Here is a 25,982-nt window from a genome sequence, read left to right as displayed (position 1 = left end):
AACCCCACGACAAGTTCGAGACGAGTTCGAGAACCGGCAGCTCGCCGCATGAATTAGTCACAAACGAGCCTGTCCGGAAAACGCGGGGCGGCCCAGGGTGCCTTACTCGGCCGCGCACCCACTCAACGACCCCCGGCCGCCCGAAATTCCGGGCCGAGGATGCCGACCGTCACCCGCAAACCGGACATCGCGGACCACAACACCCGGACGGGCGCCGCCAACCCCCGTAGATCCACTCCAGGTGCCGCACGAGGCGGTATCCGGCACCCGCGACACCACCACATGCCGCCCACGGAGTCGATCACCGCCCCGGCGCAACAAACGAGGCGACACTTTCGGGGAAAGTGGCCCCTCGGGCCGCCGGAAGGCCTCACTTTCCGCGAAAGTGCGCCACTGGGCGCACGGGTGCGGGACGAGGGCGGGCCAGTCAGGGCGCGGCGCCGGCCCCGTACACGGGCGCGAACCACGGAGGGCGGACATTCGGACGGCGCTGGACCACGACGGGGGTGTGGCAACGCCGTGGCCGGCGGAGGGATCAAGCCTGACAGGGCACGTGACCTGGCACACAAACGATACGAACCGGTTCCGTATCGAAACTCGCTCGCTTACGCTCGGGCCGTTACGAGTCTGCCCCGTATCGTATTTCGACGCGGGTGAACCGGGGGGAGAACCGGGATGGAACCGCACGAGAACACCGGACACCCGAGGAGGTGGGCGATCCTGGGGGTGCTGGTGATCAGCCTCCTCGTGGTCGTCCTCGACAACACGATTCTCAACGTCGCCCTGCGTACCCTGGCCGACCCGGTGCACGGCCTCGGTGCCAGCCAGGGCGAGCTGGAGTGGGCCATCAACTCCTACACGCTGGTGTTCGCCGGTCTGCTCTTCACCTTCGGCGTCCTGGGCGACCGCCTCGGCCGCAAGCGTTTCCTGCTGGTCGGCCTGGCGCTGTTCGGACTGGCGTCGCTGCTGTCGGCGTACGCCCAGGACCCGGCGCAGCTGATCGGCGCCCGCGCCCTGATGGGTGTCGGCGGCGCGGCCATCATGCCGGTGACGTTGTCGATCATCTCCAACGTCTTCGACCCCCGGGAGCGGGCCCGGGCGATCGGTGTCTGGGCCGGCGCGGTCGGCCTCGCCGTGGCGATCGGTCCGGTCCTCGGCGGCGTCCTGCTGGAGCACTACTGGTGGGGCTCGGTCTTCCTGATCAACGTGCCGGTGGTGGTGCTCGGCGTGGTGCTGGTCGCGCTGCTGGTGCCGGAGTCCCGCGACCCGAACCCGGGCCGGGTGGACCTGTTCGGCGTGCTGCTGTCCGTCGTCGGCCTGGTCGCGCTCACCTACGGCATCATCGACGGCGGCGAGCACGGCTTCGACCGACTGCCGGTCTGGGCCGCCATCGTCGGCGGGCTGGCCGTGCTGGCCTGGTTCGTCGCCCACGAGCTGCGCAGCGACCACCCGTCGCTGGACGTCCGGCTGTTCCGGGTGCCCCGGTTCGCCGCCCCGGTGGCGCTGGTCGGGCTGGTGTTCTTCGCCGCGATGGGCGTGATGTTCTTCAACGCGTTCTACCTCCAGCTGGTCCGCGGATACAGCCCGCTGGAGACCGGTCTGCTCTTCCTGCCGTTCGCCGCGGCGCAGCTGTTCTTCGCGCCGCGCAGCGCGGCGATGGTCCGCCGCTTCGGTGGTCGGGCCGTCGCGCTGGTCGGCCTCGCGTTGACCGCGGTGGCGCTCGGCGCCTTCGTCTTCGTCGACGCGGTCACGCCGATCTGGGTCATCCTGGTCCTGACCTTCCTCCAGGGCACCGGCATGGCCAACATCATGCCGCCGGCCACCGAGTCGATCATGTCGGCGCTGCCCCGGGAGAAGGCTGGCGTCGGTTCCGCGGTCAGCAACACGATTCGCCAGGTGGCCGGTGCGCTCGGCGTGGCGGTGCTCGGCTCGGTGCTCTCCGCGGTCTACCGGGGCGACGTCGCCACGGCGCTCGACGGCCTGCCCGCCCCGGCCCGGGCGGCCGCCGAGGAGTCCATCTCCGGCGCGTACGCGGCGGCGGCGCAGCTCGGGCCGGCCGCGCCGCGGCTGATCGCCGCGGCCAACGACTCGTTCGTGTCGGCGATGCACTGGGCGGCGGGGCTCTCCGCGCTGGTGGCCGCGCTCGGCATCGTCATCGTGCTCCGCTGGATGCCGGGCCGCCCGGTGCTCGCTCCGGCCGACGCCCGAGCGGCCGCCGAACCTGAGTTGGCTGGGACCGCGTAGGTTCGGCGACAATGTCTGACATGAGTTCCACCGCCGATGCTCCGCGGTCGCCCGGGCGACCGCGGAGCATCCGCGCGGACGAGGCGATCGTGCAGGCGACCCTGGACCTGCTCGCCGAGGGCAACACGATCGAGACGCTCTCCATCGAGGCGATCGCCGCCCGCGCCGGGGTCGGCAAGGCCACCATCTACCGCCGGTGGCCCGGCAAGGACGCCCTGCTGCTCGACGCGCTGCGCACCCTCAAGGGCACCCCGCCCCAGCCGGCCGGCCACTCCGTCCGGGACGACCTGGTGCTCCTGGTCGGCGCGATCGGGCACAACGTCGATCCCCGGGCCGCGAAGATCATGCCCTGCCTGGTGCCCGAGGTGAACCGCAGCCCGGCCCACTACCGGCTCTACCAGACCATGGTCGAGCCGCGCCGGAAGCTGATGCGGCAGGTGCTCGAGCGCGGCGTACGCAGCGGGGAACTCCGCGCCGATCTGGACGTCGAGCTGGCGATGGCGTTGCTGAGCGGGCCGATGCTGATGCAGCGGATGCTGCGCTGGCAGCCCGAACTGGACGACCGGATCCTGCCGGAGCGGATCGTCGACGCCGTCCTGGACGGCCTCCGCGCCCGCTGACCGGGTCCCCTCCGCCGCATGACCCGACACCGGCGCCGCGGCGGTGTCCGGGCCACCCGGACACCGCCGGATCGGCGAGCCGGTGCGCATCCGCCGCACCGCCCGCCCGGTGGCTCAGCCGGCGGGGGTACGCAGCCGGTGCAGGCGGAGCGCCAACTGCACCTCCAGGGCGCGCTCCGGCTTCTGCCAGTCCGCGCCGAGCAGCTGCCCGACCCGCTCCAACCGCTGGGTGACCGTGTTGACGTGCACGTGCAGCAGCTCCGCCGCCCGGGCCAGGCTGCCGCCCACCCCGAAGTACGCCTCCAGAGTCTTGACCAGCGCGGTGCCCCGCCGGGCGTCGTAGTCCACCACCGGCCCCACGGTCGCGGTCAGGAACCGGGCCACGTCCCGGTCGCCCGAGTCCCCGACCGCGCCCAGCAGCAGCCCGACGAAGCCCAGCTCGGCCGTGCTCGCGCCCTGCCCGGCGCGGCCCAGCGCGCCCAGCGCGGTGAGGCACCGTTCCGCCTCGGCGAACGTCGTGGCCAGCGACGCCGGCCCGGTGGACGGCCCGCTCGCCCCGGCGGTCACCGGCCGGCCGGTCACCCGGGACAGGTCCCGGGCCACCGCGCGCGCCGCGCCGCCGGCGTCCTTGCCGGGCAGCATCAGCACCACCCGGCCGTCCCGCGCCGCGGCCAGCCCGCCCCGGGTCGAGGCGTACGTGGTGGCCCAGGAGAGCACCCGCTGCCGGGCCGAGCCGGTCGCGGCGATCGCGTCGTCGCCCACGGCCACCAGCACGTGCGGGGCGTCCAGGTCCACCCCGAGGCGGCGGGCCCGGCTGCGCAGCGCGTCGGTGTCCCGCAGCGGCCGGGCGATCAGGTCGTCGAGCAGCTCGCCCCGGACCCGGCCCTCGGCCTCGGCCACGGTCCGCCGGAACAGCAGCAGGAGCGCGGTCACCAGCGCCGCCCGCTCCAGGATCCGCTGGTCCGCGTCGACCAGCTCCCCGTCCGGGCGCAGCACCAGCGCGCCCAGGTTCTCCGCGCCGGCCACCACGGCGGCGTACCAGAGCGGACCCCGGCGTACGCTGCGCCCCTCGGTCCGTGACGCGGCCACCGCCTCCACGATGTCGGCCCGGTCCGGCTCGTCGATCTCGCCCACCCGGGCCAACCGCCGCCCCTCGGCGTCCAGCGCCAGCAACGCCCCGCCGAGCACCTCGGTCACCGCCGCCGCCACGTCCTCCATCCCGCCGCCGCGTACCACCAGGGCGGTCATCCGATCGTGTGCGGCCGCGGCCCGCTCCACCGAGCTGCTGTGCGCCCGGATGGTGCTGTTCGCCGCCGACAGCTCCTCCAGCGCCGCGCGGGTCTCCGCGAGCAGCCGGGCGGTGTCGATCGCCACCGCCGCGTGCGCCGCGAGGGAGACCAGCAGCGACACCTCCTCCCGGGCGAACGGCCGGGCCGACCGGTTGGCCGCGTACAGCACGCCGATCACGCTCGACCCGAGCCGCAGCGGCACCCCGAGAATCGCCACCAGGCCCTCCTCGCCGACCCCGGCGTCGATCTCCCCGGTGTGGTGGAACCGCTCGTCCTCCGGATAGTTGGCCGTCGCGTACGGCGTGCCGGTCTGCGCCACCAGCCCGCCCAGGCCGGCGCCCATCGGCAGCCGCAGCCGCTGGAACCGGGCCGAGATCGAGCCGTCGGTGACCCGCATGTACGTGTCGCCGCGCTCCTCGTCGTTGAGCGTCATGTACGCCACGTCGGTGCCGAGCAGGTTCCGGGCCCGGTGCACGATCGCCCGCAGGACGTCGTCCAGGTCGCGTAGCCCGGCCAGGTCGCTGGCCGTGTCGTACAGGCCGGAGAGCTCGATCTCCCGGCGGCGCCGGCGCTCCAGCAGCGCGCGGACCCGCAGCGCCACCACCTTCGCCTGCTCCAACTCGGCGAGCCGCTCGGCCGGCACGCCGGCGGCCCGGGCCGCGACCAGCGGCCCTTCGAACTCCACCGCGGCGGCCTCCCGGGCCAGCAGCTCGAGAAACTCAACCGGCGACGACATGACCGACATTGTGCGGGGCGCCACTAGTTCGCCGTCCAGCCCCCGTCGAGGGCGATCGAGGTGCCGGTGATGAACGAGGCCGGCGGGGAGCACAGGTACGCCACCAGTTCCGCCACCTCCTCCGGCTCGATCAGCCGCTTGATCGCCGCCCGGGCCAGCATGATCTTCTCGACCACCTCGTCCTCGCCGATGCCGTGGGTGGCCGCCTGGTCGGCGATCTGGCTCTCCACCAGCGCCGTCCGCACGTACGCCGGGTTGATGCAGTTGGCGGTCACCCCGTGCGCGGCGCCCTCCAGGGCGACCACCTTCGACAACCCCTCCAGGGCGTGCTTGGCCGAGACGTACGCCGCCTTGTACGGCGAGGCGCGCAGCCCGTGCACCGAGGAGATGTTGACGATCCGTCCCCAGCCGTTGGCGTACATGTGCGGCAGCGCCCGCCGGATCAGCCGGAACGGCGCCTCCACCATCACCCGCTGGATGTACTCGAAGCGCTCGACGGGGAAGTCCTGCACCGGCGCGACGTGCTGCAGGCCGGCGTTGTTGACCACGATGTCCGCGTCGACGTCCAGCCGGTCCACCGCGGCCGGGTCGGCCAGGTCGATCCCCTCGGCGCGACCGCCGGCCTCGGCGGCCACCGCCTTGGCCGCCTCCACGTTGCGGTCGACCACGAGCACCGTCGCGCCGGCCGCCGCCAGGCGCAGGGCGCAGGCCCGTCCGATGCCGCTGCCACCACCGGTCACCAGGGCGCTGCGACCAGAGAGGTCGACGCGTACGACGTGGGGGACCGCCACGGGTTCTGCCGTCATGGCGCAAGAAGTTACGAGCTGTGTGGCCGGGCGCACATGGCGTGCGGACACATACTCCGCCAAAGGGGTGTGTGGGCGGACGCGACCCGCGCGGTGCATCGCCGGTGGTTTGCCCCGACGGGCGTGTCCGCGCGAGCACCTGTCGGAGTGGATCGGTAGGGTGTCGAACACACGTACTGCTGGCGGTCGGGGAGGAGGCGGCGTGCGGGTGCTCGGCGTCGACCCGGGGCTGACCCGGTGTGGGGTCGGCGTGGTCGAGGGCGTGCCGGGGCGGCCCTGCACGCTGGTCGCCTACTACGTCGTCTACACCGATGCCGAGGACGACCTGCCGCTGCGACTGCTGCACCTGGACCGCTCGCTCGCCGACCTGATCGCGGAACACCGGCCGGACGCGGTCGCCGTGGAGCGGGTGTTCAGCCAGCACAACGTCCGCACCGTGATGGGCACCGCCCAGGCCAGCGGGATCGCCGTGCTCGCCGGCGCGCGCGTCGGGCTGCCCGTGCAGACCTACACCCCCAGTGAGGTCAAGGCGGCGGTGACCGGTTCCGGTCAGGCCGACAAGGCGCAGATGACCGCGATGGTCACCCGGCTGCTGCGGCTGCCCGAGCCGCCCCGGCCCGCCGACGCCGCCGACGCCCTGGCCCTGGCCATCTGCCACATCTGGCGCGGTGGGACCCGATCCAAGCTGGCCGCCGCGGCCGAGCGGGCACGACGAGGAGGAACCCGATGATCGCCAGCGTGCGCGGCACGGTGACCGCGACCGGTCCGGACCACGCGGTGGTGGAGGTGGGCGGCATCGGCCTGGCGGTGCAGTGCGCCCCCGGCACCCTCGCCGAGCTCCGGGTCGGCCAGCCGGCCCGGCTCGCCACCAGCCTGGTCGTCCGGGAGGACTCGCTCACCCTCTACGGCTTCGCCGACGACGACGCCAAGCAGCTCTTCGAGCTGCTCCAGACCGCCAGCGGGGTGGGCCCCCGGCTGGCCCAGGCGGTGCTCGCCGTGCACACCCCGGACGCGGTCCGCAAGGCCATCGCCAACGCCGACACCGCCGCGCTGACCCGGGTGCCGGGCATCGGGAAGAAGGGCGCGGAGCGCCTCGTCCTCGAACTGCGCGACCGGATCGGCCCGGTGCCGGTCGGTCCGGACGGCGCGGCCGGGGTGACCGCGGGCGCCTGGCCGGAGCAGGTGCGGCAGGCCCTGGTCGGGCTCGGCTGGACGGCCGCCCAGGCCGAGCAGGCCGTCGCTGCGGTCGCCGAGACCGTCGACGGGGCGACCCCGCCGGTGCCGGTCCTGCTCAAGCAGGCCATCCGCCTCCTGGGCCGCACCCGATGACGGGGGAGAACCTGGTCTCGGCGTACGTCAGCGACGCGGAACTGGACGCGGAGGCCAGCGTCCGGCCTAAGCGGCTCGACGAGTTCATCGCCCAGCACCGGGTCCGCGACCAGCTCGACCTGCTGCTCAAGGGCGCCATGCGGCGTGGCTCCCCGCCCGACCACATCCTCTTGTCAGGGCCGCCCGGCTTGGGTAAGACCACCCTGGCCAACATCGTGGCGGCCGAGCTGGGTTCGGGAATCCGGGTGACCAGCGGGCCGGCCATCGAGCGCTCGGGCGACCTGGCCGCCATCCTGACCAGCCTCGCCGAGGGCGACGTGCTGTTCATCGACGAGATCCACCGGATCGCCAAGCCGGCCGAGGAACTGCTCTACAGCGCGATGGAGGACTTCCGGGTCGACGTGGTGGTCGGCAAGGGCCCCGGCGCGACCGCGATCCCGCTGGACGTGGAGCCGTTCACCCTGGTCGGCGCGACCACCCGCTCCGGCCTGCTCACCGGGCCGATGCGGGACCGGTTCGGGTTCGTCGCCCACCTCGACTTCTACGCCCCGGCCGACCTGGAGTCGCTGCTGCGCCGCTCGGCGCGCATTCTCGGCGTGCCGATCACCGACGAGGGCGCCGCCGAGATCGCCGGCCGGTCGCGGGGGACGCCCCGGATCGCCAACCGGCTGCTGCGCCGGGTCCGCGACTTCGCCGAGGTCCGGGCCGACGGCGTGGTCACCTTGGAGACCGCCCAGGCCGCCCTGACCGTGTACGACGTCGACGCGCTCGGGCTGGACCGGCTGGACCGGGCGGTGCTCATCGCGCTGGTCGACTCGTTCCGGGGCGGCCCGGTGGGGCTCTCCACCCTCGCCGTGGCGGTGGGGGAGCAGCCCGACACGGTCGAGGAGGTCTGCGAGCCGTTCCTGGTGCGCGCGGGGCTGCTGGCGCGTACGCCCCGGGGTCGGGTCGCCACCGAGGCTGCCTGGCACCATCTGGGGCGTACGCCGCCGAATGGTACATTTGGCACCGACGCCCCTCGCATGCCCGATCTGTTCTCCGCGCAGCCTGAAACGCCGTGATCCGAACGTGATCTGGGTCGCATTCGGTGTTCCCAGGTGCAGGGACTAGACTTCGCGCGGTCTACAGGACGTGAGAATCCGCCTCCGCTCCGGCGCCCCTCGTGCCGGTCGGGAGGCCAATGGGAAGGTCAACAACCGTGCTTTACGCAGCAGCGAGTGGCGGGGGAGCCGGCAGTCTGACGCCGATCCTCATGATCGCTCTGCTTTTCGGGGTCATGTACTTCATGATGATCCGCCCCCAGCAGAAGCGGCGTCGCGAGGCTGAGCAGATGCAGTCCGCGCTCGGCCCGGGCGACGAGGTCGTCACCATCGGTGGGCTCCACGGCACGGTCACCGCCGTCGAGGACGAGACGGTCCTGCTGGAGATCGCCCCGGGCGTGCAGACCCGGTTCGCGCGCCCGGCCGTCGCCCGGGTGGTCAAGCAGGCCGAGCGCCCCGAGACGATCGAGCCGGCCGCCGAGGACGTGGAGACCGTCAAGGAGTGACCGCCAGCCCCGGACGGGGCAGCGGATTCACCCGCACAAGTGGATAGTTGGGTCGGCGCCCGGCGCCGACACGCACGGGAATTCCGGCCGGCGCCGCCGCGTCGTAACCGGGAGGCGTGTCGGCCGGCGGCGTCGACCCGTCAGAGCCGTCGGGCGGACACCCCCGGCCCGACATTCGTCGCCGCTGCTCAGCGGCGCGACCGTACAGGGAGACAGGACAGCCGTGGCACCACCTCAGGGACAGATGCGCCCCGGACGGCAGCTCGCCGTGCTCGGGCTCGTCTTCGTCGTCCTCTATCTTTTGGTGTTCTTCTCTGGCGGCGCCAGCGGTGGCTGGAAGGACCGGCTGGAGCCTCGGCTCGGCTTGGACCTGATCGGCGGCACCCGGGTGACGCTGGAGGCCACCAACAGCGTGGACGGCAAGCCCCCGACGGCCGCCAACCTCGAAGAGGCGCGCCAGATCATCGAGAACCGGGTCAACGCGTACGGCGTGGCCGAGGCCGAGGTGGTCACCGAGGGCAACCGCAACATCGTCATCTCCCTGCCCGGCCAGAACCGGGACCTGACCGATGTCGGCAGCGCCGCCGAGCTGCGCTTCCGCAAGGTCCTCAAGGCCACCGACGGCAGCGGCGCCACCGTCGCCCCGGCCCCGAGCGCCAGCGCCACCCCGGCCCCGTCGGGCAGCGCCGCCCCTGCCCCATCCGGCAGCGCCGCGCCGCAGGCGACCGCGTCGCCGAGCGCCGGTGGGCAGGGCGGCATGGTCCCGACGCCGAGCGCCAGCGCCGCCGCGCCGACCCCGTCGGCCTCGCCGAGCGCCGCCGCGCCGTCCGCCAGCGCCGTCCCGGTGCCGCAGAGCATCGAGGAGCAGCGCAAGGCCGTCGAGCAGAAGGTCGGCGCCGCCGCCTGGTCCGCCGCCACCGGCCTGAAGGCCCCGGCCGATGTCACGGCGGATCCGTCGCTGGCCGAGAAGCTCAAGCCGTTCGGCACCCTCGCCCCGCAGGAGATCGCGGTGCTGCCGGTCGACATGCAGTACAACGTCCCGACCATCACCTGCGCCCAGCTCGACAAGCGGCCGCCGGCGTCGATCAAGGACGAGAACCAGCAGGCGGTCGCCTGCGAGTCCGGCGCCAAGTACCTGCTGGACAAGGCCAAGGTGGTCGGCACCGACGTCAAGAACGCGTCCGCGCAGCTCGACCAGACCAGCTCCTGGGTGGTGAGCCTGAACTTCACCGGCAAGGGTCAGGAGAAGTGGACCGCGCTGACCCGTGAGTCGTTCAACAACGAGGGCCAGGCCTGCGACCAGACCGCGCTCGGCCAGGACGGCAAGTGCCGGGTCGCCGTGGTGCTGGACAACGAGATCATCTCGTCCCCGGAGATCCAGGGCGTGCTGACCGGCGACTCCCAGATCAGCGGCAGCTTCGACAGCAAGACCGCCAACCAGCTGGCCAGCCAGCTGCGCTACGGCGCGCTGCCGGTGACCTTCAACCAGGCTGAAGCGCAGAACGTCACCGCGACCCTGGGCGACAGCCACCTCAAGGCGGGCCTGCTCGCGGCCGGCATCGGCATGCTGCTGGTCATCATCTACTCGTTCTTCTACTACCGGCTGCTCGGCTCGGTCATCTTCCTGAGCCTGGTGCTCTCCGCGCTGCTGGTCTTCGGCGCGCTGGTGGTGCTCGGCCGGTCGATCGGCTTCACCCTCACCCTCGCCGGCATCGCCGGCATGATCGTCTCGCTCGGTGTGGCGGCGGACTCGTTCGTCATCTACTTCGAGCGGCTCAAGGACGAGATCCGGGAGGGACGTAGCCCACGCAGCGCGGTGCCGCGGGCGTGGATCCGGGCCCGTCGGACGATCATCTCGGCGAACGCCATCACCCTGATGTCGGCCGTGGTGCTCTACCTCGTCTCGGTCGGCGCGGTGAAGGGCTTCGCCTTCGCGCTCGGCCTGGCGACCGTCCTCGACCTGGTCGTCGTCTTCCTCTTCCGTCACCCGATCATGACGATGTTCGCCCGGACCCGGGCGTTCCTGTCCCCGCGGGTCAGCGGTCTCGGCCGGGCCCTGCCGGCCCGGTCGGCCGAGCAGGCCACCGCCCGCAACCCGCGCGTCAAGGAGGCCTGAGATGGCTAAGACTGGTCTGGCGTCCCGGCTCTACCGGGGCGAGGCCGATCTCAACATCGTCGGCCGGCGCAAGCTGTGGTTCGGCGTCGCCGGTGTGCTGGTGCTGGTCGCCGTGCTCAGCTTCGCCATCCAGGGCTTCAAACTCGGCATCGAGTTCGCCGGTGGCAACTCCTTCCAGGTGCCGGCGAGCGTCGGCACCCTGGACCAGGCCGAGGAGAAGGTCAACGCGGCGCTGGCGGCCAAGGGCGGCGGCGTCGAGGTGGTCACCGCGCAGAAGGTCGGCAGCACCAGCGGCGAGTACTACGAGATGCGCACTTCGCAGCTCAGCGCCGACCAGGCCAACGCGGTCAAGACCGAGATGGCCCAGGAGTTCGGCATCAACGCCGACCAGATCAGCGGCAGCCAGGTCTCCGAGGCCTGGGGCAGCCAGGTCACCTCCCGGGCGCTGCTCGGCCTGCTGATCTTCGTCGCGGTGGTGGCGGTCTACCTGGTCCTGCGCTTCGAGTGGCGGATGGCGGCCGCGGCGATCGCCTCGCTGCTGACCAACCTGGGCCTCACCGCCGGCATCTACTCGCTGGTCGGCTTCGAGGTCACCCCGTCGACGATCATCGGTTTCCTCACCATCCTGGGCTTCGCGCTGTACGACGTGGTGGTGGTCTTCGACAAGGTCCAGGAGAACACCCGCGGCATCACCGCGAACAACAACATGACCTACGGCGAGGCGTCCAACCTGGCGCTCAACCAGAGCCTCATGCGGTCGCTGAACACCTCGGTGGTCGCCCTGCTGCCGGTCGGTGGTCTGCTGTTCATCGGGGCGGGCCTGCTCGGCGCCGGCACGCTCAAGGACCTCGGTCTGGTGCTCTTCGTCGGTATGGCCGTCGCCTTCCTGACCTCGATCCTGCTGGCCACCCCGCTGCTGGTGCTGATGAAGAACCAGGATCCGCGGATCAGCGCGCACAACAAGCGGGTGCTAGCCCGGCGCGGCGCGATCGCCCGGGGCGAGGTCGCCCCGAAGGGCGCGCCGCGGGCCGTGGCGGCCGGCGACGGCGCCGCCATCGACCCGGAGGCGGCAGCCCTCGCCGGCGCCGCGCCGAAGGTGGGCGCCCGGCCGGCCGGCAAGCGTCCCACCGGTGCCCGCGGCGGCCGCTCCGGCGGCGGAGGCAACCGGCCGGGCGGCGCCAAGCGCCGCTGACCGGGGCAACCTTCCGGCGGCGCGCCGGCGTCGCCGACCTGCCCGGGGACACCCGGTAGGAATCGACCGGACGGCGTCCGTCATGCTGTGCGAGCAGCATGGCGGACGCCGTCGTCGTTTCGAAGGGACATGGGACGTACCGTGACGGAGACCCACACCACCGGGGTACGGGGAGACAGCGGCCCCGAGGTCGCCCAGCTGGTCGCCAGCCGGGTGCTGGACGTGCCGGACTTCCCCCAGCCCGGGGTCATGTTCAAGGACCTGATGCCGCTCTTCGCCGACGGTGCCGTCTTCCGCGAGGTGATCGACGGGATCATCGCGTACCACGGGCGGGACTCGTTCGACTCCGTGGCCGGCATCGAGGCGCGCGGGTTCGTGCTCGCCGCGGCCATCGCGTACGCGTCCGGGGTGGGCGTGGTGCCGGTGCGCAAGGCCGGCAAGCTGCCCCGCGCGACGCACGCCGCCTCGTACGCGCTGGAGTACGGCGAGGCGACCCTGGAGGTGCACCAGGACGCCTTCACCGCCGGCCACCGGGTCCTGGTGGTGGACGACGTGCTCGCCACCGGCGGGACGGCCGAGGCCACCCTCGACCTGGTCGAGCGGGCCGGCGGCACGGTCGCAGGCTTCACCGTGCTGCTGGAGCTGGGTTTCCTCAAGGGCCGGGAGCGGCTCGCCCCGCGTCCGGTCCATGCCCTGCTGACCGTTTGACCCCCTGGACCGGTCGGGCCGCCCCGGCGCGGTCCGACCGGCGGAGGGGCGGGGGACCCTGCGTACGGGTAGCATTGCCCTTTGCCGACCGGGCGGGGTGGCGGGTCGGCGCGGAACAACGCCGGCCCCCGGGCCGGTTGTACTGGACGTCGGCCGGACGGTCGGCGCACCCCGGCGAGCGGTGAGGAGGCCGGTGTCCCACGATGTCGTCCCTCCGGTGGAGGGCACGGTGCACCCGACAGGCGACGCGGACGGCTCGGTGACCGAGCGGAGCGGCAACCCGCCGGCCCGGGCGACCGGCTCCGGCGGCGGGCCCGACGCCAGGACGGACGGCGGTGCGTCGTCCGGGGCGGTCGTGGTGCCGTTGCGGACCGACGCGGGTGAACCGTCCCCCGGCGGTGGCTTCGCGCTCTCCAACGCCCCGACCGGCCGCCGGGTGCGTGCCCGGCTGGCCCGGTTCAACGCGCCGTGGCAGACCTCGCAGGTCAGCGAGGTGCTCGAGCCGCTGATCGCCACCCACCGGGAGAATCACCCGAAGGCCGACGCCCGGCTGCTCCAACGGGCGTTCGACACCGCCGCGCGCTGGCACTCGGGTCAGTACCGCAAGTCCGGCGACCCGTACATCACCCATCCCCTGGCGGTGGCGACGATCCTGGCCAACCTCGGGATGGACACCACCACCCTGGTGGCGGCGCTGCTGCACGACACGATCGAGGACACGGAATACACCCTCGACCAGATGCGGGCCGACTTCGGTCCCGAGGTCACCCTGCTGGTCGACGGCGTGACCAAGCTCGACAAGGTCAAGCTCGGCGACGCGGCCAAGGCGGAGACGATCCGCAAGATGGTCGTCGCCATGGCCAAGGACCCCCGGGTCCTGGTGATCAAGCTGGCCGACCGGCTGCACAACATGCGTACCCTCACCTTCCTGCCCCGGCCCAAGCAGGAGCAGAAGGCGAAGGAGACGCTGGAGATCCTGGCCCCTCTGGCGCACCGCCTCGGTATGAACACCATCAAGTGGGAGCTGGAGGACCTCGCCTTCGGCACGCTGTTCCCGAAGCGGTACGAGGAGATCAACCGCCTCATCGGGGAGCACCAGCCGCAGCGGGAGGCGCTGCTGCGCCAGGTGACCCAGAAGGTCGGTACCGACCTGAAGGCCGCCAAGATCAAGGCGGAGGTCACCGGGCGGCCGAAGCACCTCTATTCGATCTACCAGAAGATGATCGTGCGGGGTCGCGACTTCAACGACATCTACGACCTGGTCGGCGTGCGGATCCTGGTCGACACGGTGCGGGACTGCTACGCGGCGCTGGGGGTCATCCACGCCAACTGGCAGCCGGTGCCCGGCCGGTTCAAGGACTACATCGCCATGCCCAAGTTCAACATGTACCAGTCGTTGCACACGACGGTCATCGGGCCCACCGGCAAGCCGGTGGAGATGCAGATCCGCACGTACGCGATGCACCGCACCGCCGAGTTCGGCATCGCCGCGCACTGGAAGTACAAGGAGCACAAGGGCACCCAGATCGTCGGCCCGCCGGCGCACATCGACGAGATGACCTGGTTGCGCCAGCTGCTCGACTGGCAGCGGGAGGCGGCCGACCCGAGCGAGTTCCTCGACGCGCTCCGGTTCGACCTGTCCAGCCAGGAGGTGTACGTCTTCACCCCGAAGGGTGACGTCATCCCGCTGCCGACCGGGTCGACGCCGGTGGACTTCGCATACGCGGTGCACACCGAGGTCGGGCACAAGTGCATCGGCGCCCGGGTCAACGGCAAGCTGGTGCCGCTGGAGTCGACGCTCTCCAACGGCGACGTGATCGAGATCTTCACCTCGAAGTCCGACACGGCCGGCCCGACCCAGGACTGGCTCGGCTTCGTCAAGAGCCCGCGCGCCCGCACCAAGATCCGCCAGTACTTCAACAAGGAGCGGCGCGAGGAGGCGATCGAGGCCGGCAAGGACGCCATCGTCAAGGCGATGCGCAAGCAGGGCATGCCGTTGCAGCGGATGCTCACCTCCGACAACCTGATGGCGATCGCCCGGGATCTGCACCTGGCCGACGTCGCCTCACTCTACGCCGCGGTCGGCGACAGCCAGGTCTCCGCCCAGTCGGTGGTGCAGAAGCTGATGGCCACGTACGGCGGCGAGGAGGGCGCGGCCGAGGACATCGCCGAGACGGCCGTCGCCACCCGGCCGCCGCGCAGCCGGTCCAGCAGTCACGACCCGGGCGTGGTGGTCCGGGGCGTCAGCGACGTATGGATCAAGCTGGCCCGTTGCTGCACGCCGGTACCGCCGGACGCCGTGTTCGGCTTCGTCACCCGCTCCGGCGGGGTGAGCGTGCACCGCGACGACTGCGCCAACGCCGAGGACCTCAAGGCGCAGAGCGAGCGGGTGGTCGAGGTGAACTGGAAGCTCACCTCCGCCTCGACGTTCCTGGTCGCCATCCAGGTGGAGGCGCTGGACCGGCACAAGCTGCTGACCGACGTCACCCGGGTGCTCTCCGACGAGCGGGTCAACATCCTCTCCGCCACCGTCACCACCACCCGGGACCGGGTGGCGGTGAGCCGGTTCAGCTTCGAGATGGCCGACCCGAAGCACCTGGGGCACCTGCTGGCCGCGGTCCGCAAGGTCGACGGGGTCTTCGACGCCTACCGGGTGACGTCGGGGGCCTGAGACACCGACACACGGAAGCGGGGGCCGGGGGGGGGCGGGGGGGGCGGGCGCGGGGGGGGGCGGGGGGGGGCCCCCCGCGCGGGGGGGGGGGGGGGCCCCCCCCCCCCCCCCCCGGCCCCGCCCCCCGCCGCCCCCCCCCCCCCCCCGCTTCCGTGTGCGTCGTACGGGGTCAGCCGCCCTGGATGTCGCTCATCGCCAGCTTGTTGATGACGACCTCCTTCTTGGGGTGGCCGCCACCGGCCTGCTGGGCGAAGGCGCCGTCGTCGCCGGCCGCCGCGACCTGCTTGACCACGTCCATGCCGCCGGTGATGGTGCCCAGCACGGTGTAGTTCGGGTCGAGCTGGGAGTCGCCGTAGACGATGAAGAACTGGCTACCGGTGCTGCCCGGCTGGCCCGAGTTGGCCATCGCGATGACGCCCTCCGGGTACGGCGGCCGCTTGTCGGTGGGCAGGTTCTCCTCGGCCAGATTGTAGCTCGGGCCGCCGGTGCCGTCGGTCTCCCGCCAGCCGTTGCCGGTCGCGCTCGGGTCGCCGCACTGCAGCACCTGGATGCCCTGGGTCACCAGCCGGTGGCACTTGGTGTTGTCGAAGAAGCCCTTGCTGGCCAGGTGGGTGAAGCTGCCGGCGGTGCAGGGCACCTTGCTCCGGTCGATCTTGGCGGTGATCGCACCCAGGTTGGTGTCGATCGTCATCGTCTGGGTGCCCTTGTTGTCCTGCTGGTTCGCGGGCAGCCCGACGTCCTTGATCTGCTTGGACCGGGCTTCCTTGGGCACCTCGGCGTAGGCGCACTGGGCGTAGCCCTCGGTGTTGGCAGCCGTGTTCTGCTTCTTGTCGCCGCCGAGCGAGGTGGCCAGCCAGACGGTGCCGGCGACCACGAGCACCAGCACGGCCGCGGCGCCGACGATGGCCTGCGTCTGCCGGCGCTTGCGGGCCCTGCCGGCGCGTTCGGCCATCTCCCGCTCGAGTCGGGCCCGCGCCGCCGCGCGCTGCCGCTCCCTCGTGGACGTCACGGTCACTCCTTACGGTGCTCTTCGTGCGGCGCTGCCGCTGCTGTTCGGGTGGGGCGCCGGGTCAGCCGGCGCTGGGGCTCGCCACCGGCGCGGCGTTCGGCTCGCCGACGGTGAGGCTCTGGATCACCACGTCCGTCTTGGGCTTGACCTTGGCCCCACTCCCATTGTCCACGGTCTCCAGGGCACCGATCTTCTCCACCACGTCGAGCCCACCGGTGACCTTGCCGATGACCGGGTAGGCCGGCTTGTCCGGGTTGAAGTCCTTGAAGAAGATCAGGAACTGGCTGCCGTTGGCGCCCGGCGGGCTGGCGATCATGGCGACCGTGCCCTTCGGGTACGCCGGGGGCTCGCTCGGGGCCGGCGAGGCGGACGGGCTCGGCTCCGGGGCGGCCGGGACGTTCTCGTCGTAGAACGAGTACGCCGGGCCGCCGATGCCGGTGCCGCTCGGGTCGCCGCAGCGCAGCGCGCCCTCGGCGGTGATCTCGTGGCACTTGGTGTTGTCGTAGAACGCCTTGCCGGCCAGGAACGAGATGCTCGCCGCCGCGCACGGCGCCGCGGTGAGGTCGAGCTCGGCCGTGATCGGGGCACCCTGGTTGGTGGTGACCGTCATGCTCCGCGTGCCGGCGGTCGGCAGCCCGGTGGTGGCCGGCGTGCCGACGTCCTTGAGGTTGGTGTTGGCACCGGCGTCCTGCGGGGTCCAGGCGCAGACGTCCTCGGCGGCCTTCGGCTCCGGCTTCGAGTCGAACGCGCCGAGCGCCCAGGCCGAACCGACCACGATCAGCGCGAGCACGATCGCGGTGCCGACGCCGGCCTGGATCTGCCGGCGACGCTTCGCGGCGGCGGCCCGCCGGGCGAGCTGCCGGTCGAGCTTGGCCCGCGCCAGTTTGCGCTGCCGGTCCCTGCTGGAAGCCACCCGTGCTCCCCTTCCTCTACCCTGGTCCTCGCCCGCGGGGGCGCCGTCCGGCCGTCCGGCGGAAGGTGCGCCACGCCACACGCCCGCCAGAGTGTACGGGTACCGACTGGGAAAGTGGTGTACGAGGTCGGGGCAGAGGCCTATCGGACGTTTGTCGGTGGGTCCGGCGGGGTCGATGGGACGAGTGGGTCGACGGAACCCGGTGGCCGGGGCGACTAGGCTGCTGACGGGGACGACGACTCGAACGGAAGGGGAGCGGACGTGCTCGTGGCCGGCTTTCCCGCGGACGCCTTCGGCACCAACTGCTACGTGGTGGCGACCGCGCCGGGGGAGCAGTGCGTGGTGGTCGACCCCGGCATCGGGGTGCTCGACCGACTCGACGCCGTGCTCGCCGAGCACCGCCTGCACCCGGCCGCCGTGCTGCTCACCCACGGCCACCTCGACCACACCTTCTCCGTGGCGCCGGTCTGCGGCGCGCGGGGCATCCCCGCCTACGTCCACCCGGACGACCGGGAGCTGCTCGCCGACCCGGCCAAGGCGCTCTCCATGGACCTCACCCAGCTCTTCGGCGGTCGGCTGCCGTACGCCGAGCCGGAGGACGTGGCCGAGCTGACCGACGGCGTCACGCTCAGCCTCGCCGGCCTGGAGATCACCGTCGACCACGCGCCCGGCCATACCGGCGGGTCGGTGCTGTTCCGCCTGCCCGGCGCCGGCTCGCCCTGGGAGGCCGAGCAGATCTGCCTCTCCGGTGACGTGCTCTTCGCCGGCTCGATCGGCCGCACCGACCTGCCGGGCGGCAGCATGCCCCGCATGCTGGCCAGCCTCCGGGAGAAGGTCCTCCCGCTGGCCGACGACACCGTCGTGCTGCCCGGCCACGGCCCCGCGACCACCATCGGCCGCGAGCGCGCGACCAACCCGTACCTCATCGAGGTGGCGGAGACCGGCGCCGCGCGCCCGGCCGCGCCCACCCGCGGCCTGTAGCCCCGGCCGCGGCCCACGCCCGCACCGCGCTGTTGGCGCGGATTCAAGGAGTACGCCATGAGCAAGCCCATGCCCATCTCCGGCTTCCCGGAGTGGACGCCCGCCCAGCGGATGATCGAGCAGTTCGTCCTCGACCGGATCCGGGCCACCTTCGAGCTGTACGGCTTCGCCCCGCTGGAGACCCGCTCGGTCGAGCCGCTGGACCAGCTCCTGCGCAAGGGGGAGACCTCGAAGGAGGTCTACGTGCTGCGCCGGCTCCAGGCCGACCCGGAGGGGGCGACCGGCGACGACGCGCTCGGCCTGCACTTCGACCTGACCGTGCCGTTCGCCCGGTACGTGCTGGAGAACGCCGGCAAGCTGCAGTTCCCGTTCCGCCGCTACCAGATCCAGAGGGTGTGGCGGGGGGAGCGGCCGCAGGAGGGGCGCTACCGCGAGTTCCTCCAGGCCGACATCGACATCGTCGACCGGGACACCCTGCCGGCCCACTACGAGGCCGAGATGCCGCTGGTGATCGGTGACGCGCTGCGCTCGCTGCCGATCCCGCCGGTGCGGATCCAGGTCAACAACCGCAAGATCTGCGAGGGCTTCTACCGGGGCATCGGGCTGACCGACCCGGAGGCGGCGCTGCGCGCAGTCGACAAGCTCGACAAGATCGGCCCGACCCGGGTGGCCGAGCTGCTGGCGCAGACCGCCGGGGCGAGCGAGGCGCAGGCCAAGGCGTGCCTGGCCCTGGCCGAGATCTCCGCGCCGGACGCCTCCTTCGCCGACGCGGTGCGCGCCCTCGGGGTGAGCGACCCGCTGCTGGACGAGGGCATCGCGGAGCTGGTCGCGGTGGTGGAGACCGCCGCCGCGCACTCGCCCGGCCTCTGCGTCGCCGACCTGCGCATCGCCCGCGGCCTGGACTACTACACCGGCACGGTCTACGAGACGCAGATGATCGGCTACGAGCGGTTCGGCTCGATCTGCTCCGGCGGCCGGTACGACAACCTGGCCAGCTCGGGCAACGTCCGTTTCCCGGGGGTGGGCATCTCGATCGGGGTGACCCGCCTGCTGGGCCTGCTCTTCGGCGCGGAGGCGCTGTCGGTCTCCCGCAGCGTGCCGACCTGCGTGCTGGTCGCGGTCACCACCGAGGAGGAGCGGCCGGCGAGCAACCAGGTCGCCGAGGCGCTGCGCTCCCGGGGCGTCCCCACGGAGGTGTCGCCCAGCGCCGCCAAGTTCGGCAAGCAGATCCGGTACGCCGAGCGGCGCGGCATCCCGTACGTCTGGTTCCCCGGCGGCGAGGGCGACCAGGTGAAGGACATCCGCTCGGGCGAGCAGGTGGCCGCGGCGGCGGGCGAGTGGATGCCGCCCCGGGCGGACCTGAAGCCGCTGGTCGGACCGGCCTCGACTGGCGCCTGACGAGGTTTCGACCTACGGTGGCGTAAGTTACGCCACCGTAGGGAGAACCTCGTGACCGTGCTCAGCCAGACCGCCCTCCTCCTCGAACTCGAACCTGTGGTGGAGAAGAACCTCGACCGGCACCTGTCGCTGGCGAAGGAGTGGTTCCCGCACGAGTACGTGCCGTGGAGCGAGGGGCGTACCTTCGACGGCCCGCTCGGCGGGGAACCGTGGGCGGAGACGGACTCCACGCTGCCCGAGGTGGCCCGGACCGCGCTGATCGTCAACCTGCTCACCGAGGACAACCTGCCCTCGTACCACCACGAGATCGCCACCCTCTTCGGTCGGGACGGGGCGTGGGGCACCTGGGTGCACCGGTGGACCGCCGAGGAGGGGCGGCACGGCACCGCGATCCGGGACTACCTCACCGTGACCCGGGCGGTCGACCCGGTGGCGCTGGAGCGGGCCCGGATGGTGCACATGTCGGCCGGCTACCACAACACGCACGGCGACGAGGTGCTGCACTCGTTGGCGTACGTCTCGTTCCAGGAGCTGGCCACCCGCATCTCGCACCGCAACACCGGTCGGGCCACCGGTGACCCGACCTGCGAGGCTTTGCTGGCCCGGGTGGCGGCCGACGAGAACCTGCACATGGTCTTCTACCGCAACCTGCTCGGCGCGGCCTTCGAGTTGGCGCCGAGCCAGGCTATGCGGGCGGTCGCGGACGTGCTGGCCGACTTCCAGATGCCGGGCGTCGGTATCGAGGGCTTCGCCCGCAAGTCGGTGGCCATCGCCCTGGCCGGCATCTACGACCTGCGCCAGCACCGGGACGAGGTGGTCGTTCCGGTGCTGCGGCAGTGGAACCTCTTCGAGGCGACCGGGCTGGACGCCGACGGCGAGGCCGCCCGCGACCAGATCGCCGCCCACCTCGAGACCCTGGAGGTCCAGGCGGTCCGCTTCGAGGAGAAGCGCGCCGCCCGCGCCGCCCGTCTCACCCTCGCCCGCTGACCCCACTCCCGCCCGCTGCCCCTTCTCCGCCCGCCTCGCCCTGCCGCACCCGCCTCGCCTCGCCTCGACGAGGGCGCAGTTTCCGGGAAAGAGGGCTCATGCCGAGGGCCATGGCCACCCTTTCCGGGAAGTGTGGCCATGGCGGCGGCGCGGGCGGGGCGAGGCGGCGCGGACGGATGTGCCCGCCGGGTCAGACGGGGGCGTCGAGCGGGAAGAGCAGGCAGGACGACGTGGCGTGGGCGATGAGGCGGTCCTTCGTGTCGGTCAGGCGCGCCTCGGCCAGGGCGGTACGCCGGCCGCGCTGGAGCACGGTGCCCGCGCAGCGCAGCCGGCCGCTGTCGACCGTGACCGGCCGGAGGAACTTCACGTTCAGGTCAAGCGAGGTGTAGCCGACGCCGGCCGGCAGCGTGCTGTGGACGGCGCACCCGGCGGCGGTGTCGAGGAGGGTGGAGATGACTCCACCGTGCACCGTGCCGAGCGGGTTGTAGTGGAACTCCTGCGGCACCAGCTCGACGGTGACCCGGCCCTCGTCCGCCGCCATCCGGGCCATGTCGATCAGGTGCATGATCGGCGGCGCGGCCAGCTCCCCGGCGATCATCGCGCGCAGCAGTTCCAGGCCGCTACGCCGACCGACGTGCGCGGCTCCGGCCAGCGGGTCGGACCAGGAGAAGGTGCGGCTGCGGTCCTGCGTCTGTGTCATGGACCCAGCCTCGCAGCGCGTTGCTGAGTCTGTCAATCAGACCTAGCCTGGTCGGCATGAGACCCGCGGCACTGGACTGGTCGGTGGAGAACTGCACCATCGCCCGCGCGATGGCCATCCTCGGCGAGCGGTGGACGCTGGTCGTGCTCCGCGAGGTCTTCAACGGCGTACGCCGCTTCGACGACATGCGGGTCCGCACCGGCATTCCCCGGCAGGTGCTCACCAACCGGCTCGCCATGCTGGTCGAGCAGGGTGTGCTGCGCCGGGTGCCGTACCGGGAGCCGGGCAGCCGGATGCGGCACGAGTACCGGCTCACCGACAAGGGGCTGGACCTGTGGCCGGTGCTGGTGGCGGTGCTCGGCTGGGGCGACCGCTACCTGGCCGATCCGGACGGCTCGCCGCTGACCGTCACCCACCGAGACTGCGGGGCCGAGGTCCGGGTCGCGCTGCGCTGCGCCGAGGGGCACGAGGTGACCGAACCGCGCGACGTGCTACCCCGCCCCGGACCGGGAGCGCGCCGCCGGACCTGAGGCGCGACCCGGCGCGCGGACCACCGGACGGGGCCGCGCACCGGGCGGGGGAGGGACTACCAGCCGAAGCCGTTGGCGTACGAGACGCTGGCGAGCACCGCCTGCCCGCTGGTGTTCGGGTGGAAGTAGTCCCAGCCAGAGACTTGGCTCAGCACGAACGGGTAGCTGAACACCGCGTTGTCGTCGAAGTCGCAGTTCGCCCCGTACGCGGCGCAGGCCTGGGCGAGCTGGGTGTTGTAGTCGATCACCCGCTGCCGGACCCGGGCCCGCCGGTCCACGTCCGCCTGGCTGGTCGAGGTCGGGTTGGCCAGCATGGACTGGCAGATGCCGAAGGCCGACCAGGCGCTACGGGCGCTGGAGCTGTCCTTGCCCACGTACCAGAGCCGGTGGATGTCCGGAATGCTGAGCACGGCGACCCGGGCATTCGGCAGGCCGGCCTTGATCCGGGTGAGCGCGCTGTCGATGTTGGCCCGGAAGGTGGCCACCGGGGTCATGGTGGGCTCCGAGCTGGTGCAGGCGTCGTTGGCGCCGATGAGCATGGTCACGTATTCGACGCCTTGGCTGACCGCCGTGCCCGCCTGGCCGTACATGTCGGCGGACGTGGCGCCGGTCTTCGCGTCGTTGTGGTTGCGGCCGTGGATGCCCGGGTTGACCGCGCGGATCCGCAGGTAGTGGCTGTTCACCCCGGCATCGGTGCCGGTGCTGAACGACCGTGCGGTGCAGTCGACGTACCAGCCGCAGGCGTTGAAGCCGCGGGTGATCGAGTCGCCCAGGCTGGCCATCGAGTTCGGCGGCGGGCCGGCGGCGGCTGCGGGGGTGGCGGCGAGCAGGACGAGGGCGGTGGCGCTGGCGAGGGTGGCCAGCGCGCGTCGGACGAGGGTCATGGTGGCCTCCGGATCACGGGTGCCGGCGTGCTGCGGTGGTCCGATGGTATAGATGACGTTCTGTGTCCACAATGTTGCGTACTGGTTGCTTTTCCGGCGGGGCCAATTCGGGCAAAGTGCCGCCTTGCGCAGGATCTTAAATGTGTGAATACTTTGGTCACCCGGCCGGTTCCCCCAGGTCGGCCGGGTTGTCCTCGGGCGCGTCGGTATGACGGCGTCCGTCACCCCCTCCTTGGAGGTTGTTACATGCGACCCACGAGGTCCTCGCTCCTTCGCGCCGCTGCCGTCGCCGTGGCCGGCACCCTGGTCACGGGCTCGCTGCTCGGCGCACCCGCCCAGGCGGCCCCCGCCTCGCCCGCGTCCCCCGACGCCGCCGCCACCCTGGCCGAGAAGCTCGGTGACCGCGCCGCCGGCGCGTACGCCGACGGCAGCGGCAAGATGGTCATCGCGGTGACCGACGCCGCGGCCGCGCGCCAGGTCCGCGCCGCCGGCGCCACCCCGAAGCTCGTCACCCGGGGCGCCGACAAGCTCAAGGCCGCCACCGCCGAGCTGGAGCGGTCCGCCAAGATCCCGGGCACCGCCTGGTGGGTCGACCCGGCCACCAACCAGGTCGTGGTCTCGGTGGACAGCACCGTCACCGGCGCGAAGCTGGAGCGGGTCAAGGCCGCCGCCGCCCGCACCGGCGGCACGGTCCGGATCGAGGCCGAGCCCGGCGTGCTGAGCACCCGGATCTCCGGCGGCCAGGCGATCTACGCCGCCGGCGGCGGTCGCTGCTCGCTCGGCTTCAACGTCCGCAGCAGCTCCGGCACCGTTTACTTCCTGACCGCCGGACACTGCACCAACATCGCCTCGACCTGGTACTCGAACTCGGGCCAGACCAGCGTCCTGGGCACCCGCGCGGGCACCAGCTTCCCGGGCAACGACTACGGCATCGTCCGGCACAGCAACTCCGCCAACGCGGCCGGCAACGTCTACCTCTGGAACGGCACCTACCGGGACGTCACCGGCGCCGCCAACGCGTACGTCGGCATGAGCGTGACCCGCTCCGGCAGCACCACCGGTCTGTGGGGCGGCAGCGTCCAGGCGACGAACGCCACCGTCAACTACGCCGAGGGCAGCGTCTCCGGCCTGATCCGCACCAACGTCTGCGCCGAGCCCGGCGACAGCGGCGGCTCGCTGTTCAGCGGCAGCAGCGCCGTCGGCCTCACCTCCGGTGGCAGCGGCAACTGCCGCACCGGCGGCACGACCTACTTCCAGCCGGTCACCGAGCCGATGAGCGTCTACGGCGTCAGCATCATCTGACCCTGACCGACACCGCGCAGAGCGGGTCGCCGGCCTCCGGCGGCCCGCTCTCCGCGTCTGCGGTCGGGCGTGCGGGGCCGGGCACCCGCGTCAGGAAAGGGCCCTTCCCCGGTCCGCAACCGCGCCCGGTGGCGGTGGGGACCGGGGCGCCCTGACAGAATGCGGGGAGCAGACGTGTACCGCAGATGAGGAGACGCAAGCCGTGATCCGTACCCACAACGCCGGAAGCCTGCGCGCCGCGGACGCCGGCTCGACGGTGACGCTCGCCGGGTGGGTGGCCCGCCGGCGCGACCACGGCGGTGTCATCTTCGTCGACCTGCGCGACGGCTCCGGCGTGGTCCAGGTGGTCTTCCGGGAGGAGGACGCGCACGCGCTGCGCAACGAGTTCTGCGTGAAGGTCACTGGCGAGGTGACCCGCCGCCCCGCGGGCAACGAGAACCCGGACCTGCCCACCGGCGAGGTCGAGGTGACCGCGAGCGAGCTGGAGGTGCTCTCCGAGGCCGCGCCGCTGCCACTGCCGGTGGACGACCAGATCGAGGCCGGCGACGACATCCGGCTCAAGTACCGCTACCTGGACCTGCGCCGCAGCGGTCCGGCCAAGGCGATGCGACTGCGCTCGCGGGCCAACCAGCTCGCCCGCACCGTGCTGAACGAGCGGGACTTCCTGGAGATCGAGACCCCCACCCTGACCCGCTCCACCCCCGAGGGCGCCCGCGACTTCCTGGTCCCCGTCCGCCTCCAGCCCGGCAGCTGGTACGCGCTGCCGCAGTCGCCGCAGCTGTTCAAGCAGCTGCTCATGGTCGGCGGGATGGAGCGGTACTACCAGATCGCCCGCTGCTATCGGGACGAGGACTTCCGCGCCGACCGGCAGCCGGAGTTCACCCAGCTCGACATCGAGATGTCCTTCGTCACCGAGGACGACGTCATCGAGCTCGGTGAGGCGATCGTCTCGGCGCTCTGGTCGGACCTGGCCGGCCACGAGATCCCCCGGCCCATCCCCCGGATCACCTGGCACGACGCCATGTCCCGCTACGGCTCGGACAAGCCGGACCTGCGCTACGGCGTCGAGCTGACCGAGCTGACCGGCTACCTGCGCGGCACCGAGTTCCGGGTGTTCGCCGGCGCCATCGACGCGGGCGGCTACGTCGGCGCGGTGGTGATGCCGGGCGGCGCGGCGCAGAGCCGCAAGGAGCTGGACGGCTGGCAGGACTGGGCCAAGGCGCGGGGCGCCCGTGGCCTCGCGTACGTGGTGCTCGACGCGGAGACCGGCGAGGCGCGCGGCCCGGTGGCCAAGAACCTCTCCGAGGCGCACCTGGCCGGGCTGGCCGACGCCGTCGGCGCCAAGCCGGGCGACGCCGTCTTCTTCGCCGCCAGCACCAACACCCGCGAGGCGCAGGAGTTGCTGGGCGCCGCCCGGATCGAGATCGCCAAGCGGGCCAACCTGATCGACGAGACCGCCTGGGCGTTCTGCTGGGTGGTCGACGCGCCGATGTTCGAGCGCACCGACGAGGGCGGCTGGACGGCCGTGCACCACCCGTTCACCTCGCCGAACGCCGACTGGGTGGACCGGTTCGAGGAGGCGCCCGACCGGGCCCTGGCCTACGCGTACGACATCGTCTGCAACGGCAACGAGATTGGCGGCGGCTCCGTCCGTATCCACCGGGGCGACGTGCAGCAGCGGGTCTTCGACCTGCTCGGCATCACCCCGGAGGAGGCACAGGACAAGTTCGGCTTCCTGCTGGAGGCGTTCAAGTACGGCCCGCCGCCGCACGGCGGCATCGCCTTCGGCTGGGACCGGATCTGCATGCTGCTGGCCGGCGCCGACTCGATCCGCGAGGTCATCGCCTTCCCGAAGACCCGGGGTGGCTTCGACCCGCTGACCGGCGCGCCCACGCCGATCACCGCGCAGCAGCGCGCCGAGGCGGGCGTCGACGCCAAGCCGAAGGCCGCCACCGGTGCGCACGCCGGCACCGCGGGCCCGGTGGCGCCGGTCGCCGACCCGACCTGATCCCGATGCTTCG

Annotated in this window: 22 protein-coding genes; 16 read left to right on the top strand and 6 right to left on the bottom strand. The window is 72.4% G+C overall.

The genetic code is table 11. The annotated features are described in order from the left end of the window. Positions 1-675 precede the first annotated feature (675 nt). Positions 676-2,244 (top strand): MFS transporter, encoded by a 1,569-nt coding sequence (locus ACFYM6_RS29550; protein WP_387280735.1) that lies wholly within the window; start codon positions 676-678, stop codon positions 2,242-2,244. Positions 2,245-2,255: 11 nt separating this feature from the next. Next, positions 2,256-2,864 carry a TetR/AcrR family transcriptional regulator gene (locus ACFYM6_RS29545; RefSeq protein ID WP_387280734.1) on the top strand — a complete coding sequence of 203 codons (609 nt, stop codon included), beginning with the start codon at positions 2,256-2,258 and terminating at the stop codon, positions 2,862-2,864. A gap of 114 nt (positions 2,865-2,978) precedes the next feature. Here ACFYM6_RS29545 and ACFYM6_RS29540 read toward each other — a convergent pair whose 3' ends face one another. Both ACFYM6_RS29540 and ACFYM6_RS29535 read right to left on the bottom strand, forming a co-directional pair. Continuing rightward, positions 2,979-4,898, bottom strand: a complete 1,920-nt coding sequence (locus ACFYM6_RS29540) for a helix-turn-helix domain-containing protein (protein WP_387280733.1) — start codon at positions 4,896-4,898, stop codon at positions 2,979-2,981. 14 nt (positions 4,899-4,912) lie between these two features. Then, positions 4,913-5,695 (bottom strand): 3-hydroxybutyrate dehydrogenase, encoded by a 783-nt coding sequence (locus tag ACFYM6_RS29535; protein WP_387280732.1) that lies wholly within the window; start codon positions 5,693-5,695, stop codon positions 4,913-4,915. Between the two features lie 202 nt (positions 5,696-5,897). On the opposite strand from ACFYM6_RS29535, the gene ruvC reads away from it, so the two are divergent. The 8 genes from ruvC (at position 5,898) to ACFYM6_RS29495 (ending at position 15,257) form a co-directional block, all read left to right on the top strand. Continuing rightward, complete coding sequence (gene ruvC, locus ACFYM6_RS29530) at positions 5,898-6,425, top strand: crossover junction endodeoxyribonuclease RuvC (protein WP_387280731.1); 528 nt, start codon at positions 5,898-5,900, stop codon at positions 6,423-6,425. Further along, complete coding sequence (gene ruvA / locus ACFYM6_RS29525; RefSeq protein WP_073835740.1) at positions 6,422-7,024, top strand: Holliday junction branch migration protein RuvA; 603 nt, start codon at positions 6,422-6,424, stop codon at positions 7,022-7,024. The genes ruvC and ruvA overlap by 4 nt, the downstream gene beginning before the upstream one ends. Beyond that, complete coding sequence (ruvB, locus tag ACFYM6_RS29520; RefSeq protein WP_387280730.1) at positions 7,021-8,085, top strand: Holliday junction branch migration DNA helicase RuvB; 1,065 nt, start codon at positions 7,021-7,023, stop codon at positions 8,083-8,085. The genes ruvA and ruvB overlap by 4 nt, the downstream gene beginning before the upstream one ends. Positions 8,086-8,222: 137 nt before the next feature. Further along, a complete protein-coding gene (gene yajC / locus ACFYM6_RS29515; protein ID WP_387280729.1) occupies positions 8,223-8,570 on the top strand; it encodes a preprotein translocase subunit YajC in 348 nt (115 codons plus the stop codon). 223 nt (positions 8,571-8,793) lie between these two features. Next, complete coding sequence (gene secD, locus ACFYM6_RS29510) at positions 8,794-10,686, top strand: protein translocase subunit SecD (RefSeq protein WP_387280728.1); 1,893 nt, start codon at positions 8,794-8,796, stop codon at positions 10,684-10,686. A 1-nt stretch (position 10,687) separates the two neighbouring features. After that, complete coding sequence (gene secF / locus ACFYM6_RS29505; RefSeq protein WP_387280727.1) at positions 10,688-11,878, top strand: protein translocase subunit SecF; 1,191 nt, start codon at positions 10,688-10,690, stop codon at positions 11,876-11,878. 141 nt (positions 11,879-12,019) lie between these two features. Then, entirely contained in the window at positions 12,020-12,586 is a 567-nt protein-coding gene (locus ACFYM6_RS29500; protein ID WP_073835843.1) for an adenine phosphoribosyltransferase, read from the top strand. Positions 12,587-12,803: 217 nt separating this feature from the next. Then, positions 12,804-15,257 carry a RelA/SpoT family protein gene (locus tag ACFYM6_RS29495; RefSeq protein WP_387280740.1) on the top strand — a complete coding sequence of 818 codons (2,454 nt, stop codon included), beginning with the start codon at positions 12,804-12,806 and terminating at the stop codon, positions 15,255-15,257. Between the two features lie 169 nt (positions 15,258-15,426). Here the strand turns inward: ACFYM6_RS29495 and ACFYM6_RS29490 are convergent, their stop codons facing one another. Together ACFYM6_RS29490 and ACFYM6_RS29485 are read right to left on the bottom strand one after the other, a co-directional pair. Further along, complete coding sequence (locus ACFYM6_RS29490) at positions 15,427-16,266, bottom strand: peptidylprolyl isomerase (protein WP_387280726.1); 840 nt, start codon at positions 16,264-16,266, stop codon at positions 15,427-15,429. A gap of 61 nt (positions 16,267-16,327) precedes the next feature. After that, positions 16,328-17,179 (bottom strand): peptidylprolyl isomerase, encoded by an 852-nt coding sequence (locus ACFYM6_RS29485; RefSeq protein ID WP_387280725.1) that lies wholly within the window; start codon positions 17,177-17,179, stop codon positions 16,328-16,330. A 261-nt stretch (positions 17,180-17,440) separates the two neighbouring features. Between ACFYM6_RS29485 and ACFYM6_RS29480 the strand changes: the two genes are divergently transcribed. Genes ACFYM6_RS29480 through ACFYM6_RS29470 form a run of 3 tightly spaced genes read left to right on the top strand, consistent with a single transcriptional unit; the run spans position 17,441 to position 20,545 of the window. Further along, positions 17,441-18,160, top strand: a complete 720-nt coding sequence (locus tag ACFYM6_RS29480; RefSeq protein WP_387280724.1) for an MBL fold metallo-hydrolase — start codon at positions 17,441-17,443, stop codon at positions 18,158-18,160. A gap of 57 nt (positions 18,161-18,217) precedes the next feature. Then, positions 18,218-19,558 (top strand): histidine--tRNA ligase, encoded by a 1,341-nt coding sequence (gene hisS, locus ACFYM6_RS29475; RefSeq protein WP_387280723.1) that lies wholly within the window; start codon positions 18,218-18,220, stop codon positions 19,556-19,558. Between the two features lie 51 nt (positions 19,559-19,609). Beyond that, positions 19,610-20,545 (top strand): acyl-ACP desaturase, encoded by a 936-nt coding sequence (locus tag ACFYM6_RS29470; protein ID WP_387280722.1) that lies wholly within the window; start codon positions 19,610-19,612, stop codon positions 20,543-20,545. 190 nt (positions 20,546-20,735) lie between these two features. On the opposite strand, the gene ACFYM6_RS29465 is transcribed toward ACFYM6_RS29470, so the two are convergent. Further along, entirely contained in the window at positions 20,736-21,245 is a 510-nt protein-coding gene (locus tag ACFYM6_RS29465; RefSeq protein WP_387280721.1) for a PaaI family thioesterase, read from the bottom strand. A gap of 56 nt (positions 21,246-21,301) precedes the next feature. Between ACFYM6_RS29465 and ACFYM6_RS29460 the strand changes: the two genes are divergently transcribed. After that, complete coding sequence (locus ACFYM6_RS29460; protein ID WP_387280720.1) at positions 21,302-21,775, top strand: winged helix-turn-helix transcriptional regulator; 474 nt, start codon at positions 21,302-21,304, stop codon at positions 21,773-21,775. Positions 21,776-21,831: 56 nt separating this feature from the next. Here the strand turns inward: ACFYM6_RS29460 and ACFYM6_RS29455 are convergent, their stop codons facing one another. Further along, positions 21,832-22,659 (bottom strand): GDSL-type esterase/lipase family protein, encoded by an 828-nt coding sequence (locus ACFYM6_RS29455; RefSeq protein WP_387280719.1) that lies wholly within the window; start codon positions 22,657-22,659, stop codon positions 21,832-21,834. Positions 22,660-22,905: 246 nt separating this feature from the next. Here ACFYM6_RS29455 and ACFYM6_RS29450 point away from each other — a divergent pair, with 246 nt between their 5' ends. Beyond that, a complete protein-coding gene (locus tag ACFYM6_RS29450; protein WP_387280718.1) occupies positions 22,906-23,961 on the top strand; it encodes a S1 family peptidase in 1,056 nt (351 codons plus the stop codon). A gap of 202 nt (positions 23,962-24,163) precedes the next feature. Next, entirely contained in the window at positions 24,164-25,969 is a 1,806-nt protein-coding gene (aspS, locus tag ACFYM6_RS29445; protein WP_387280717.1) for an aspartate--tRNA ligase, read from the top strand. Positions 25,970-25,982: the final 13 nt, after the last annotated feature.

Source organism: Micromonospora sp. NPDC006431 (assembly GCF_042870725.1).
In the GTDB taxonomy this organism is placed as follows: Bacteria; Actinomycetota; Actinomycetes; order Mycobacteriales; family Micromonosporaceae; genus Micromonospora.
This window is presented reverse-complemented; position numbering and strand designations above follow the sequence as displayed.

Bases quoted from the DNA above. Each gene is read 5' to 3' on its own strand.
- ACFYM6_RS29550 (WP_387280735.1), top strand. From the start codon at position 676: ATGGAACCGCACGAGAACACCGGACACCCGAGGAGGTGGGCGATCCTG.
- ACFYM6_RS29545 (WP_387280734.1), top strand. From the start codon at position 2,256: ATGTCTGACATGAGTTCCACCGCCGATGCTCCGCGGTCGCCCGGGCGA.
- ACFYM6_RS29540 (WP_387280733.1), bottom strand. From the start codon at position 4,898: ATGTCGGTCATGTCGTCGCCGGTTGAGTTTCTCGAGCTGCTGGCCCGG.
- ACFYM6_RS29535 (WP_387280732.1), bottom strand. From the start codon at position 5,695: ATGACGGCAGAACCCGTGGCGGTCCCCCACGTCGTACGCGTCGACCTC.
- ruvA (WP_073835740.1), top strand. From the start codon at position 6,422: ATGATCGCCAGCGTGCGCGGCACGGTGACCGCGACCGGTCCGGACCAC.
- ruvB (WP_387280730.1), top strand. From the start codon at position 7,021: ATGACGGGGGAGAACCTGGTCTCGGCGTACGTCAGCGACGCGGAACTG.
- secF (WP_387280727.1), top strand. From the start codon at position 10,688: ATGGCTAAGACTGGTCTGGCGTCCCGGCTCTACCGGGGCGAGGCCGAT.
- hisS (WP_387280723.1), top strand. From the start codon at position 18,218: ATGAGCAAGCCCATGCCCATCTCCGGCTTCCCGGAGTGGACGCCCGCC.
- ACFYM6_RS29465 (WP_387280721.1), bottom strand. From the start codon at position 21,245: ATGACACAGACGCAGGACCGCAGCCGCACCTTCTCCTGGTCCGACCCG.
- ACFYM6_RS29460 (WP_387280720.1), top strand. From the start codon at position 21,302: ATGAGACCCGCGGCACTGGACTGGTCGGTGGAGAACTGCACCATCGCC.
- ACFYM6_RS29455 (WP_387280719.1), bottom strand. From the start codon at position 22,659: ATGACCCTCGTCCGACGCGCGCTGGCCACCCTCGCCAGCGCCACCGCC.
- ACFYM6_RS29450 (WP_387280718.1), top strand. From the start codon at position 22,906: ATGCGACCCACGAGGTCCTCGCTCCTTCGCGCCGCTGCCGTCGCCGTG.